General features: G+C 58.4%; 11 protein-coding genes. 4 read left to right on the top strand and 7 right to left on the bottom strand.

The features are described 5' to 3' along the window. Positions 1-71 precede the first annotated feature (71 nt). The 3 genes from ASQ50_RS09840 to ASQ50_RS09830 all read left to right on the top strand — a co-directional run bounded on the left by ASQ50_RS09840 (position 72) and on the right by ASQ50_RS09830 (position 4,229). The gene (locus ASQ50_RS09840; RefSeq protein WP_058092806.1) at positions 72-944 is read left to right on the top strand and encodes a carboxylate/amino acid/amine transporter; all 873 of its coding nucleotides are present in this window, start codon (positions 72-74) and stop codon (positions 942-944) included. A 144-nt stretch (positions 945-1,088) separates the two neighbouring features. Beyond that, positions 1,089-2,663 carry a PAS domain-containing methyl-accepting chemotaxis protein gene (locus tag ASQ50_RS09835; protein ID WP_058092805.1) on the top strand — a complete coding sequence of 525 codons (1,575 nt, stop codon included), beginning with the start codon at positions 1,089-1,091 and terminating at the stop codon, positions 2,661-2,663. Positions 2,664-2,834: 171 nt separating this feature from the next. After that, a complete protein-coding gene (locus ASQ50_RS09830; RefSeq protein WP_058092804.1) occupies positions 2,835-4,229 on the top strand; it encodes a sodium-dependent transporter in 1,395 nt (464 codons plus the stop codon). Positions 4,230-4,311: 82 nt separating this feature from the next. On the opposite strand, the gene ASQ50_RS09825 is transcribed toward ASQ50_RS09830, so the two are convergent. From ASQ50_RS09825 to ASQ50_RS09795, 6 genes are all read right to left on the bottom strand, one after another. After that, positions 4,312-4,920, bottom strand: coding sequence for a DUF2931 family protein (locus ASQ50_RS09825; RefSeq protein WP_068351462.1), 609 nt, complete (start codon positions 4,918-4,920; stop codon positions 4,312-4,314). Then, positions 4,917-7,007: a T6SS phospholipase effector Tle1-like catalytic domain-containing protein gene (locus tag ASQ50_RS09820; protein ID WP_227513299.1), complete on the bottom strand. Its 2,091-nt coding sequence runs from the start codon at positions 7,005-7,007 to the stop codon at positions 4,917-4,919. The genes ASQ50_RS09825 and ASQ50_RS09820 overlap by 4 nt, the downstream gene beginning before the upstream one ends. Before the next feature lie 220 nt (positions 7,008-7,227). Then, entirely contained in the window at positions 7,228-7,830 is a 603-nt protein-coding gene (locus tag ASQ50_RS09815; RefSeq protein ID WP_058092258.1) for a hypothetical protein, read from the bottom strand. Between the two features lie 120 nt (positions 7,831-7,950). Then, positions 7,951-8,529, bottom strand: coding sequence for a QsdR family transcriptional regulator (locus ASQ50_RS09810; protein ID WP_227513298.1), 579 nt, complete (start codon positions 8,527-8,529; stop codon positions 7,951-7,953). 261 nt (positions 8,530-8,790) lie between these two features. Continuing rightward, on the bottom strand, positions 8,791-9,513 hold the full coding sequence (locus ASQ50_RS09800; RefSeq protein ID WP_058092260.1) for a 3'-5' exonuclease: 723 nt from the start codon (positions 9,511-9,513) through the stop codon (positions 8,791-8,793). Beyond that, a complete protein-coding gene (locus tag ASQ50_RS09795) occupies positions 9,506-11,383 on the bottom strand; it encodes a putative nucleotidyltransferase substrate binding domain-containing protein (protein WP_058092261.1) in 1,878 nt (625 codons plus the stop codon). Before ASQ50_RS09795 ends, ASQ50_RS09800 begins: the two co-directional genes overlap by 8 nt. 139 nt (positions 11,384-11,522) lie before the next feature. Here ASQ50_RS09795 and cobU point away from each other — a divergent pair, with 139 nt between their 5' ends. Then, the gene (gene cobU, locus ASQ50_RS09790) at positions 11,523-12,053 is read left to right on the top strand and encodes a bifunctional adenosylcobinamide kinase/adenosylcobinamide-phosphate guanylyltransferase (RefSeq protein ID WP_058092262.1); all 531 of its coding nucleotides are present in this window, start codon (positions 11,523-11,525) and stop codon (positions 12,051-12,053) included. On the opposite strand, the gene ASQ50_RS09785 is transcribed toward cobU, so the two are convergent. Continuing rightward, positions 12,037-12,636, bottom strand: a complete 600-nt coding sequence (locus ASQ50_RS09785) for a histidine phosphatase family protein (RefSeq protein ID WP_058092263.1) — start codon at positions 12,634-12,636, stop codon at positions 12,037-12,039. The two genes, cobU and ASQ50_RS09785, sit on opposite strands and share 17 nt — an antisense overlap. Between the last annotated feature and the right edge of the window lie 2 nt (positions 12,637-12,638).

Here is a 12,638-nt window from a genome sequence, read left to right as displayed (position 1 = left end):
CCGCCTTCCGTACTGGATAATGCCGGCAAAAACGGTACAGTAGCGGTCCGGTTTATTTCTGGTGTGGTGGTATGGTTCTTCTGGTTCTGGTAACGGCGCTGTGGGCGTTTTCGTTCAGCTTGATCGGCGAGTTCCTGGCTGGCCGGGTAGACAGCGATTTTGCCGTGCTTACCCGTGTGCTGCTGGCGGCCCTGGTGTTTCTGCCCTTCACCCGCTGGCGTGGTGTGCCCGGGGGCATGAAGCTTGGTATTCTGATTACCGGCATGCTGCAGTTCGGTATTACCTACCTTTGTCTGTACCGCTCGTTCAGTTACCTCACGGTGCCTGAAGTGTTGCTGTTCACCATCTTCACCCCTTTGTACGTTACGCTGATTGACGATGCCCTGTTTCGCCGGTTCTCCCCGGTGGCCTTGCTGGCGGCAGCCATCGCTACTCTGGGCGCCGGGATTATTCGCTACGATGGCCTGAGTGAAGATTTCATTACCGGCTTCTTGTTACTGCAAGTGGCTAATTTTACCTTTGCCGCCGGCCAAGTGGGCTACAAACACGTGATGCGCCACTACGCCCTGGCCTTGCCGGGCTACCGTACCTTCGGCTACTTCTTTTTCGGGGCGCTGGTGATCGCCTTGCCGTCGTTCCTGATATTCGGTGATGCTGACAAGCTGCCCACGACCAGTCTTCAGTGGGGCATTCTCGGTTGGCTGGGGCTCGCGGCCTCGGGGCTTGGGCTATACCTGTGGAATCGCGGTGCCTGTGAGGTAGATGCTGGCACCCTGGCGATTATGAACAATGCCCTGGTGCCTGCCGGGTTGCTGGTGAACCTGCTGATCTGGAACCGGGATGCGGACCTCATGCGCCTTATGCTTGGCGGCGCGGTGATCGCGTTTTCACTGTGGGTGAATGCCCGTTTTCATCCCCGGGCAAGGGTCCTGGCCGGGCCCTGACAAGCCTTGTCTTCAAGATATCGGGTTGTGTGCCGTTACATTAATGTGACGTAGCGTAACTCATTAGATATTTCCTTGATATTCATCCAGACTTACGCTTGCGCCCTGAAATAATTTCCCCGGTTTAACGGACATCGACCCCCTATGCGCAAGAATCTACCTGTCACCCAGCGCGAAATTACCGTACCGGAAGGTATGCGCCTGATCAGTACCACCTCCCTCAAGGGCGTGATCTCCTATTGCAACGACGATTTTGAAACCATCAGCGGGTACACCCGGGACGAACTGATTGGCCAGGCGCATAATCTGATTCGCCACCCGGACATGCCGCCGGCGGTGTTCGCTGACATGTGGGAGTATCTGAAAGCGGGCAAGGCCTGGATGGGTGTGGTCAAGAACCGGGCAAAGAACGGTGATCATTACTGGGTCAGTGCCTATGCCACTCCCATCTGGGAGAACGGCCAGATGGTGGGCTATGAATCCGTGCGCGTGGCGGCCACTCGGGACCAGATTGCCCGGGCTGAAAAACTCTATGCCGGTATTTCCGCAGGCAAGTTGTCGTCATCGTTCACTAACCGGGCCATGTCAATGGGGCGTTCCGGCTGGCCGTTTCTGTTATCCCTGGTGATCACCCTGGGGGCCATTCAGCTGGAACCGCTCTGGCTTGCAGCCCTGATTGTGTTGGCGGGGCATGCTCTGGCGTTCAGTCTGGTGTTCGGGTCTATTTCCAATCGTCTGAAAGGTTTACTCGCTTTGCGCCCCGATGCTTTCCAGGACCCCATCGTTGCCCGCACGTACAGCGGTGAGCACGGTCTGATGTCGCGGTTGGCTCTGGTGCTGGTCAGTGAGGAAGCGCGTATTCGCACAGCGCTGGCTCGAATTGACGATCAGGCTGAGCATTTACTGCAGCAGGCCCGGGCGTCTCATGGCTTCATTACGGAAGGTGCTACCGCCATTGCCCGGCAGCGGGCGGAGACGGACCAGACCGCCTCGGCGATCAATGAAATGACCGCGTCCATTCAGGAAGTGGCGGAAGCCGTTACCCACAATGCGAAAGAGGCGGAGCAGGCCAACCGGCTGGCCCATGAGGGCAGGCAGCGCAGTGGTGAGGCCACTGCCGCGATCGAGCAGCTGGTGCAGCAGGTGAATGGCATTGGCGAATCGGTGGGTCGTCTGGGTGAATCCACCCGCACCATTGGAGAGGCGGCCGACCTGATCTCGGACATTGCCGAGCAGACCAATCTGCTGGCTCTCAACGCGGCCATTGAAGCGGCCCGCGCCGGCGAGCAAGGCAGAGGCTTTGCGGTGGTCGCCGACGAAGTGCGCTCCCTGGCCCAGAGAACCCGGCAGTCCACCGTCAAGATCCATGAGGTGATTGAGCAGTTCCGGGCCCAGGTGGATGAAACCATTCAGGCGGTACGTTCTGGTGAGGAAATCGCCAGCCAGGGCCTGGCCCGGGTGCAGGGCGCGGCAGAATCCCTGCAAACCATTGTGGGTTCGGTGGATTCGATTTCCGACAGTTTCATTACCATGTCGGCCGCGTTCGAGGAGCAAAGCCAGGTATCGGATGAGATCAACCGGCAAATTGTGAACATCGCCGGCCTTGCTGACCAGAGCGACGAGCAGGCAGAAGCCGCTAAAGACAGCAGCGACCGGCTCAGTGGCATGGCCCGTGGCCTGAAGGACCTGATTGCCCGGTTTGTCAGTAAATCTGGCTAGTTAGCGCTTGCCCGTCGGATCTGTGTGGTCGACAGAAACCACTGAACAACATTTCAGCACTGGCATCACCGCGCCAGTGCTGGCAGAATCCCGCACCAATGGCCTGAACCAACGGTTTGGCGCCCTCACAATTCGTAGTTTCCTATAGCCAAAAGCACAGGAAGAAAATTCATGTCACAGTCCAACTCCGCATCAGACAGCGGTATCGGGGCTCGCGGACTCTGGTCGTCCAAGTTCGCGTTTATTCTGGCAGCAACCGGTTCTGCTGTTGGTCTCGGTAACGTCTGGAAGTTCCCTTATGTCACTGGTGAGAACGGCGGCGGTGCCTTCGTTCTGGTTTACCTGCTCTGTATCTTCATCATCGGTATTCCCATCATGATGGCCGAGGTGTTTATCGGCCGGAATGGTCGCCACAATCCGATCACCAGTTTCCGCCTGGTGGCCGAGCGCAACCTGGCGTCGTCCGGCTGGCGAATTTCCGCCATCATCGGCATGCTGGCGGCCTTCATCATTCTGTCGTTCTACTCGGTGATCGGTGGCTGGGCTGCCTCCTATGTTGGCCACGCCGCCATGGGTGATTTCACCGGCGGCACTGCCGAATCCGTGGGTGAAATGTTCGGCGGCCTGCTGGCCAGCCCGGCCAAGCTCCTGCTCTGGCACACGGTGTTCATGGCTCTGGTCGTGCTGGTTGTAGCCCGCGGTCTGAAAGGCGGCCTGGAGCGTGCAGTCACCATTCTGATGCCGGCCCTGTTTATCCTGCTGTTGATGGTGGTGGGTTATGCCACCACCACCGGCCACTTCGGGGAGGCGGTTTCCTTCCTGTTTAATCCGGATTTCAGTGCCCTGACAGTGAACGGTGTGCTGGTGGCCCTGGGTCATGCGTTCTTCACTTTGAGCCTGGGTATGGCCATCATGATGGCTTACGGCTCTTACCTGAGCCGCGATGTCTCCATTGGCCGCACGGCGGTGAGCGTTGCCATTATGGATACGGTTGTAGCCCTGCTGGCGGGCCTGGCTATTTTCCCGGTGGTGTTCGCCAACGGCCTTGAAGCCGGTGCCGGCCCCGGCCTGATTTTCCAGACCCTGCCACTGGCGTTCGGTAACATGCCCATGGGTACCCTGTTCGGCACCCTGTTCTTCATACTGCTGCTGTTCGCCGCCTGGACATCCGGCATCTCACTGCTGGAGCCGGTGGTTGAGTGGGTAGAGGAAAAAACCAGCTTTGCCCGTGTGGGTAGCGCCGTGATCGCCGGTGGTGCCTGCTGGTTGCTCGGTATTGCCTCCATCCTGTCCCTGAACCTGTGGGCCGACGTGGCGCCGCTGGGTATGTTCGCTGCATTCGAAGGCAAGACCATTTTCGATCTGCTGGACTACTTCACTGCCAACATCATGCTGCCGCTCTCCGGTCTGCTGACGGCTATCTTTGTAGGTTGGTTCGTGGCCAAGGAATCCCTGAAGAGCGACCTGGCTCTGCAGGAAAGCACCTTTGGCTTGTGGTACAACCTGATCCGGTTTGTAACGCCGATTGCCGTGGCAATCGTGTTTGTCTATAACCTGCTGGCGTAATCAGCCCGGCTGATAGCCCGCCAAAAAGAAAACCCGGCGCTGGAGACAGTCGCCGGGTTTTTTATGTTATTGAGTAGTTCGTTTACCAGCCCTCCAGCGGTATGCCATGTTCCCTGAGGTAATCACCGTGTTTTTCGAGATAATTCCTGGTTCCTGCCTCAAAATCATCTGGATCCCCCGGCACCTCCGTGGCCTGCATGCGCATCACCTCGATCACGTTGCCGAACTGGTTCCTGATCCACACCACCACAGTTCCGCCGGGGGCTAGGCCAAATACCAAGGTGTGGCGGGGAACCAAGCGCTCGCCAGTCTGGGTCTTCACGAGCACCGGCTCCCGCATGCGATCCTGCAGATCCGGCGGCACCTCGATCAGCTTGACGTAGTATTTCTGCTCCGCAAAGGAGAACCAGTGCAGGAAGATCAGTTCGGGGAAAGGATCAACCCCCCCCCCACTACCCCAGGGGCCGCGCTCCCCCTCCTTCCAGCAGCAGCTCACATAGCCAACGGGCTGGCGCCAACTCCGTTCCCCGGGTTTCTCCAGGAACATGCTCACCCCCCAAATGTCGTAGTGCTTGGGAGCCGCTACCTGAATACCCCAAGGAATATCGTCCTTGGCCTTTAAGGCGCAGCCAGCAGCCAGCACCACCCAGCCCACCAAGGCTATCCCGGCCATCATTGATCTTACCGTCATTGTCCTTCCTCCTGTGGATAAACCAGGCGCTCCCCGGAGAGCACTGGTGCATGGGGATGCAATCCCTCTAACTTTGCAGGTGTTCCCGCCACCAGGGCTTCGATGCCGTTGTAGTGAGCGGAGTAATGAATATAGCGCTGGAGCAACAGGTGCTCGTGTTCCGCGGTCAATGAAGGGGCGTCGCTCCCTTGTTCAACCTGTTCCAGGATTTGTTGCAGGATGGGTTTCAGTTCCTCTGGCAAGGTATTGTCGGTTTTCCTGGTATCAATATCTTGCAGCGGCGCACCGCTATCGGTGGCCAGCCGATGCATCAACCTCAAGGCCACCTGCGAATACTCCCCCCGCACCTGGCGTAGCATCCGCAACACCAGCTCCACCCGGCCATCCGGTGCCGGGTGGTCATAGCGCCGGGCAACAATTTCCAGCTGGGCTGGCCCTTCGGGGCCCAGGTCTTTCGGCCATGCCTGCAACTGCTCGGACTGCCGTACCGGCAGGTTGTGGGGGCCTATCCAGCCTTCTGACTCTATCTGTTGCCGTTTGGCCTCCAGGTTGTCCCACTGCAGGGTTTTGTCCGGCCAGCGCAGCCGGTCGCGAGGTACCTGCAACTTGGGGCTTAACAGCACATCCTCGCGTTGGCTGTCGCCGTAACCACCGCCAATATCGGAATGAACGCCCGGCAGGGAGATTTCCCGGAAGTTGGCCGGCAAGCTGCCGTCGGGGCTTTGCAGACTGTTCAGAGCAAAGTTCCTGCGGTGCTCATGGGCGGCGGTCAGGTGCACCGCATGGCCCACCTTGTCCGGATTCAGGTACAGCTTTACCGGGTGGTTGCGGTTGTTATGGGCCAACAAATCGCCGGCAGCTGGGTTCACAATGGCGGCCACGGAGTCGAACAGCCCCACGAAGCGAATCTCTACCATCTCCGGCCAAGGAATATGGTTCTGAGCCAGTATCTCGGCGAGCAGACCGCTTTCCCCCTGATTAATCTCGTGCGCAGCGTGGCGGGCCGCCGCCGCGCCCCGGCTGAAGCCAAGCAGGTCCAAGGTGAGTTTGCCGATGGGTTTGTCCAGTCGGTCGGTGGGCAGGTCCTGCAGGACTTCCTTCACCCGCAAGGCCAGTTGCGAGAAGGTGTAGTCCACCTGTGCGATAACGCCAGCTTCCCCCAAGCCCGTGGCGGCGCTATACAGCTTGTCGCTGCCGCCAGTCTTGGTGCCCGCCCCAGGTGCATAGACCCTGCGCCGGTAGGTGATGGTGTTTTCCGATTCATCCTCACCTTCACTGTACAAGTCTCGCAGCTTCGCCACATTGCTGGCCGCATTGGCGTAGCTGGCACCCAACATCAGGCTCAGCCTCTGCTCACACTCTTCACGGCTGATGGTGTTATTCTCATAAGGAATCAGGCACTCCTGCTCCAGCTGCTCTCTAAAAGCCTGGGTATTGGCGGCGTTGTTCATGGTGCCGTCGGTAAACAGGCCCACTTCCAGGTGAATCCTGGGGGAGGGTTCCTGAGAGGCGCCTTTGGTGGCGGATGCTGCCAGCATGGGCAGCGGAGCCACCAAGGCGGACGCCCCCAGGGGCAGGCTCAGCCGGTGGTTATCCGCGCTGTCTTGCTCAGCCTGTTCCCGGCGCTGCCACTGCCGGTAGTGCATCGAGAACATGTTCACTTTCAGCGCTCCAACCCCCCAGGGGGCGGATTGGCGTAACTGATCGAGGGTCACCCCGCATTCGTTCAGTTGCGCCACGGCGCTCTCAATCGCCGAAGGCGTGTATATCCAGTTGTCATTTACCCGCCACCGGCCGCCGGCAGGCAGGCTGTCGTCTGGCCGCCAGGTCACCAAGGGGGAGAAGGGTCCATCCCAGCCTTCACAGACCAACATCAGCTCACCGTCTTTCACCGCCCGGTGGACAGTCTCGGCTATATTGCCTCGGCCACGGTAGTGGTGCCTGAATAACGAGTGCATGTTAGAGCGAACATGGTCGTGCTCTTCAACCAGGCGCCTGGCCTTATCGGCGGCGAAAAAGGGGGTTTCAACGAGGGGGAGATCACAGGCTCTCAACTCCGAGGGCCTGACCAGTTTCATGAAGCTCATCGTCAGCATTCCTTGTTGACGGTAGAAGACGGGTAAAAATGAATCGGCAATCCTAGCCGATATTTCATGTTTATGACAAAACCGCACTTTACGGTTTTGTCATAATGTTTTCCTGCGTAACCGTTCATATCCGAGCTCACGAAGAATCAATCTGCGTCGGTAATGCGGGATAACGGTTCGGAATAGAAGATTTACATAATGAATATCCAGTGACGATTGGTTACCAGCCGCTGTCTTCATCCTCGCTCAGGGCCCGCAATTCGTCCATAAACGGGCGAACCGCACGCTTGTCGCTTTCCGGGGCATTCATCGCAGTATCCAAGGCAGAAGTCGCCGATTGCAGCATGGCGCGCATCTGGGCCTTTTGTTCTTCTGTCATGTGAGGGCTGTTTTCGATCTCAGCCAAGGCTTGCTGCATTTCATGTTGGGGCGCTCCCCCTTGCTCATCCATTTCCAGAGCGAACCAGGCCTGGTAAACCCGGTCCCCCGTCTGTCCCCATTGTTCAAGGCTGGAGAATCCATACCGCTTGACCAACTTCTCCAGCTGTCCGTGCACCGCGTGCCCTTCTAAGTCTTTAAGGCTGTCGGAGAAGAGTCTGGAGAAATCCATGTTCTCGTCCTGCTCGGCTTCCAGGGCATCTAGAAATTCTTTGTGGTCCTCGGCCAAGGTTTCGGCGGCGCCGAGGCTGTCGATGAATGACCGGACGGTTTTTTCTGTCAGGTCGCGAGCCTGAGCCTGGGGGGCGAGTGTGAGGGCAGTCAGGGCGAGTGCAATGATGATTGGCGTAAACAGTTTCTGGCTAATGGATTGGTGTAACGGCATGTCGCGCTCCTTTGCGGGTGTTGATTCCGGGTGTTTGTGGTCTGCTTTTGAACGGGCCGGGGCCCGGCGTTATTGCGTCAGATTAGCCTGCGTTGCACGGTTCTGCCAGCGCAGATGTTGTCAGACTTTCCCGCCTAGCAGGATGCGCACAGCGGTGCAGGCATCTTCCAGCTCTTCATCCCTGGGTTCGCGGCCGCCAATGATATCGCTGTACAGACAGGATTCGGCGATGCGCACCATGAAGTAGGACAGGCTCTGGATGTTCATCGGTGGGCTCAGGTGGCCGGCGCGCACTTCGTCTTTCAGTAAGCGGGTGTTCACTTCCACGGTGCGGGCGTGCAGGGTGGAGTGAGACGAGGTGAGCATTTTCAGGGCGTATTCAGGGTCCTGGTGCAGGAACTTGCGCAGGGGGCTGAAGTGCAGAATGGTCATGTTGATGTGGCGGAATACGCCGACCACGTAGTCTACGCCATGGCCGGGGGTGTTGGCTCGGGCTTCTTTGTAGAGCGGTTCGTATAGGGACCAGAGGATTTCACCAATCAGCAGGTCACGGTTGCCTACCCAGCGGAACAGGGTGGCACGGCCGATGTGTAGGTCGTCGGCCAGGGCTGCGAGGCTGATTTTTTCCCCTTTTAGCCACATTCTTCTGGCGCGACGGAAGGCGTCCAGGGGGGTGGTTTTGGTGATTTGTTCGGTCACTTTGGGCTCTTTGGTTGGTGTGGGTTCATTCTAGCGGTTGCGGGGCTTTGGGGCTATGGCTTGGGTGTATTGTCAGCAGCCTGCGGGGTTGGGAGTTGGTGAGGGTATGGGATTGCTTTCCAAAAACCGCTACGAGCACATCCATGTGCGCTTCTCTCAGGCCATCCATGGCCTTCGAAATTTTTGGAAAGCAATCCCATACCCTCACTATCAGGCCACCGGGCATAGTCTTTCTATCCTGAATGCACGCATGTGGGGGAATCAGACCCAGAGATCTCCGATAGGTGTGTCATAACTGAAATGATGCTGCACCTGGGCCTGGAGCAGTTCGGCGGTGGCGATGGCGTCTATCAGGGCGTTGTGGCCGGCGTAGTGGGGTAAGCCGTAGCGGGTTCGGCTGTCGGCCAGGCGGATGGAGATGGGTTGTTTGCCCATGAGTTGTTGCCAGCGGCTTGGGTTTCGTTTGGGGTGCAGGTGGGCTTCGATGGCCATGGTGTCTATGACCGGGAAGCGGAGTTGTTCTTTCAGACGCCACTGCAGGGCGGTGTTGAGAAACGGGCGTTCTATGTTGCGGTAGTGGACCACGGGGATTCGGCCGTTGAGGTGCTGGAACAGGGTGTCGAGAACGTCTGCCAGGTCCGGGGCGTTTTCGATTTCGCTGTGGGTGATGCCATGGATGGTGACGGTGTCTTGCTGCAACGGCAGTTGCGGGCGGACGATCTGGTGCCAGGACTGGCCTAACTGTATGCCATCGAGGGTAAAAGGCACCAGGCCGATGCTGATGATGGAGTGGCGGTCGGCATCCAGGCCGGTGGTTTCGAAGTCGAGGGCGACCAGTGGCACCTCTTTAATGGGAGTTTGCGGGTCAGGACAGCCGGCTTGGTAGAAAGCTCGGATTCGGGCATCCTTCGCTTTTTCCGCGGCTTTTCGGTAGTTGTCTGGCCAGTCCTGTTTGCTGTTCCCGCTTTTGATGCTGTCAGACATTCCTGGTGGCTCCTCCGGCGTTGTAACGGAAGCGCAGGAACTTCTGGGCGTTGCTGACGATCTGGAAGGCGTCTTTCAGATGACTGCGTTCGAACGGGGACAGGTCTTCCGGGCGTACGTTGTTGTCGGGTTCTCGCCCCTCTTCAATGGCCAGGGCCTGGTGGCGGATGCGGACGATGGAGATGAATTCCAGGGCGTCGCGCAGATTGCCGGCGTCGTCTTCCAGCAGCAGCTTGGTTTTGGCAATGTCTTTGAGTCGCTCAAAGGAATTCTGGGAGCGGCTGCCACAGCCCAGAGCATGCACGCGGATCAAATCAGATAATGGCGCGGTGCCTCGGCGCTTGAGGTTGAATGTTTTCTGGTGCTTGCCGTCTTCCTCAAGCACGAAGGTGCGGAAGAAGCCCAGTGGTGGCGTTCGGTTCAGGGCATTCCTGGCCAGGAAGGTAAGGAAGCGCTGACTGCCACTGGCTTTTTGGACGATCAGGGTTTTCAGCTGTTCGGTGAAGTCGGTTTCACCGTAAATGCCGTCAAGGTCGAAGAAGATGTTGCTGTTGAGCAAGGCTTCCGCCTTGGGGTTGTCGATCCAGTCGGTGAAGTAGCCTTTCCAGACACTCAGCGGTTGCCGCCATTTCGGGTTGGTGGCCATGATATCGCCGGTGCAGTACGCGTAACCACATTCGGCCAGGCCATCGGACACGAACTTGGCCAGAGCCAGGAAATACTCGTCGTGTTCTTCCGGAATGAATCGGTCGTCCAGCACCATGGCGTTGTCCTGGTCGGTCACGACCAGCTGTTCATCCCGGGCCATGGAGCCGAGGGCCATGAAACAATAAGGCACTGGTGGCGGTCCGAGTTTTTCTTCACCCAGTTCCAGCAGTCGTTGACTGAAGCTGCGGCCAATACCCGCCATGGCGCTGCCAATCATGTGGGAGTTGGCGTCTTCATTGACCATGCGGACAAAGCTGTCACGGACTTCCAGGCTGATTTTCTTCAGGCCCTTGACGTCGTTCTGGTGGTAGATGTTGCTGACCAGGTAGAGGCTGCTCTGGCTTTCGTACTTGACGATGTCAGACAGCGCAATCACGCCTCGCACTTCGTCGCCTTCCATCACTGGCAGGTGGTGCACGTTATTGTGGAGCATGGTGAGCATGGCTTCGAAGATGAACGAGCGTGCGCTGATGGTGATCAGCCCTTCCGACATGATGTCACTGATCGGAGTTTCCGAGGCCAGGGCATGGGTGACGGCACGGGTACGTAGATCCCGATCGGTGATGATGCCCCGCAATTTCGGGCGCTCGCCGCTTTCATCCATCAATAACAGCGCCGACACGCCGTTGTCGGTCATGATTCTGGCGGCTTCCTGCAGGCGAACGGTGGTCGGAGCGGAAACCGGTTCCCGGGATATCAGGCGGGTCACCTTGGCGGTCATCAGTTCGTTGGATTTTTCTCTGCGTGACACCGCCGAACGCAGCCGGCTGCGGTCTTCGATCTCAACAAAGTCTGCAAAGTTTTCGTCATTTTCCCACAGATGCTGAAAGGTGGTATCCGGAATCTTGTAGATCAGGCAATCTTCGATGGCTTTGGCGGGGAACCGGACTTTTTTGTTCATCATCAATCCGAACTGGCCGAAGATCTCGCCCTCGCCCACGCGGTTGTACAGCTCACCGGAGCGGCGGAAAATCTCCACGGCGCCGCTGCGGATATAGTGAAGCCAGTGATTGCTCTGGCCGAGTTCGAGTATTTGGGTGCCGGCGCGGTAGTAGACCACCTCAATACCGCTGACAACGCGTTCAAGCAGTTCTTCAGACAAGTCATTGAACGGGGGGTATTGGGCTATGTGGTTGCGGATGTCCAACAGTTCGGCCTGCATGGGCTCTCCAGAGTGACTGAGTCTTGATGAAACGTTGGCGGTTGGCGAACCGGTTATTCCAGAGTCTGGCCAAACTATAGCAGCTGTCTGTTGACTTGGTGTACCTTGGCCGCCGTGGGTAAGCACAAGAGAGTGTTTTATGGTCAACAAGTTACTGGTCACAGGGGGCATCCGGTCCGGAAAAACGGGGCTGGCGGAACAGCGGGCGCGAGACGCCGGCACAGACGTGGTCTACGTGGCTACCGCCACCGCCGGTGATGATGAAATGGCCCTGCGGATCCGGCGCCACCAGCAGCAACGACCGGCACACTGGCAGCTGGTGGAGGAGCCCGTTTACCTTGGCCGGGCGCTGTCAGACCTGGCTGCCGGGCACGATACCTCGCCGCTGGTTCTGGTGGACTGCATGAGTCTCTGGTTGAGTAATCTCCTGTTCGCCGACCGTTCGCTGTTTCAGCCTGAACGTGCCGCCTTTCTGACTGCCGTGGAAACTTATCCAGGCCCCTTGGTGATCGTCACCAATGAGGTAGGCCTGGGCACCATCGGCATGGACCCCCTCACCCGTCGCTTTGCCGACGAGCTGGGATGGCTCAACCAGGCACTCGCGCAGCGCTGTGATGAGGTGGTGATGTCGGTGGCCGGTCTGCCACTGACCCTCAAGGCTGGTGGCTAACCAGGCTGCGGAAGGTGCCAAACTCGGACTGGTCTACCTGAATCCGGCTGCGGCAGGCATAGGGCACGGAAAAACCGGCAAACGATTTCTCCAGAGGAATGCCCAGCACCTTGGCCAGCACCATGCGAATAACGCCACCATGGCAAACCACCAGGATACGCTGACTCGCAAGTTTGTCCTGCCAGCGATCAAACCCGAGGGTGACGCGCTGGTAGAAGTCGGTCATGGCTTCGCCGCCGGGCGGGTTGGAGTTTATGGGATCCTGCCAGAAGCGGCTGAGATGGTCGCCATAACGTTCCTGGACCTGGCGCGAAGTTAACCCCTCCCAGTCACCGAATCCGATTTCCCGCAGGTCATCTTCGATGTGCAGGGGAATCCTGCGTCTTTGCGCGAGCTGTTCTGCAAACAGGCGGCACCGTGTCATTGGCGAGCTGACAATGGCATCCCAATGGTCGTGACCGTGGACGGCGGCTTCCATCTGCTGCCAGCCGACGGGGCTCAGCGGGTCGTCCTTGCTGCCCCGGAACATTTGCCCACCCTCAGGTTCGCCATGGCGCATCAGGTCGATCACGGTGGTTGTCATGG

It is taken from the genome of Marinobacter sp. LQ44, assembly GCF_001447155.2.
GTDB lineage: Bacteria > Pseudomonadota > Gammaproteobacteria > Pseudomonadales > Oleiphilaceae > Marinobacter.
This window is presented reverse-complemented; position numbering and strand designations above follow the sequence as displayed.

Coding starts and splice junctions, on each gene's coding strand:
- ASQ50_RS09785 (WP_058092263.1), bottom strand. CDS start 12,636: ATGACAACCACCGTGATCGACCTGATGCGCCATGGCGAACCTGAGGGT.
- ASQ50_RS09825 (WP_068351462.1), bottom strand. CDS start 4,920: ATGACGGTAAGATCAATGATGGCCGGGATAGCCTTGGTGGGCTGGGTG.
- ASQ50_RS09840 (WP_058092806.1), top strand. CDS start 72: ATGGTTCTTCTGGTTCTGGTAACGGCGCTGTGGGCGTTTTCGTTCAGC.
- ASQ50_RS09835 (WP_058092805.1), top strand. CDS start 1,089: ATGCGCAAGAATCTACCTGTCACCCAGCGCGAAATTACCGTACCGGAA.
- ASQ50_RS09795 (WP_058092261.1), bottom strand. CDS start 11,383: ATGCAGGCCGAACTGTTGGACATCCGCAACCACATAGCCCAATACCCC.
- ASQ50_RS09815 (WP_058092258.1), bottom strand. CDS start 7,830: ATGCCGTTACACCAATCCATTAGCCAGAAACTGTTTACGCCAATCATC.
- ASQ50_RS09830 (WP_058092804.1), top strand. CDS start 2,835: ATGTCACAGTCCAACTCCGCATCAGACAGCGGTATCGGGGCTCGCGGA.
- ASQ50_RS09820 (WP_227513299.1), bottom strand. CDS start 7,007: ATGAGCTTCATGAAACTGGTCAGGCCCTCGGAGTTGAGAGCCTGTGAT.
- ASQ50_RS09800 (WP_058092260.1), bottom strand. CDS start 9,513: ATGTCTGACAGCATCAAAAGCGGGAACAGCAAACAGGACTGGCCAGAC.
- cobU (WP_058092262.1), top strand. CDS start 11,523: ATGGTCAACAAGTTACTGGTCACAGGGGGCATCCGGTCCGGAAAAACG.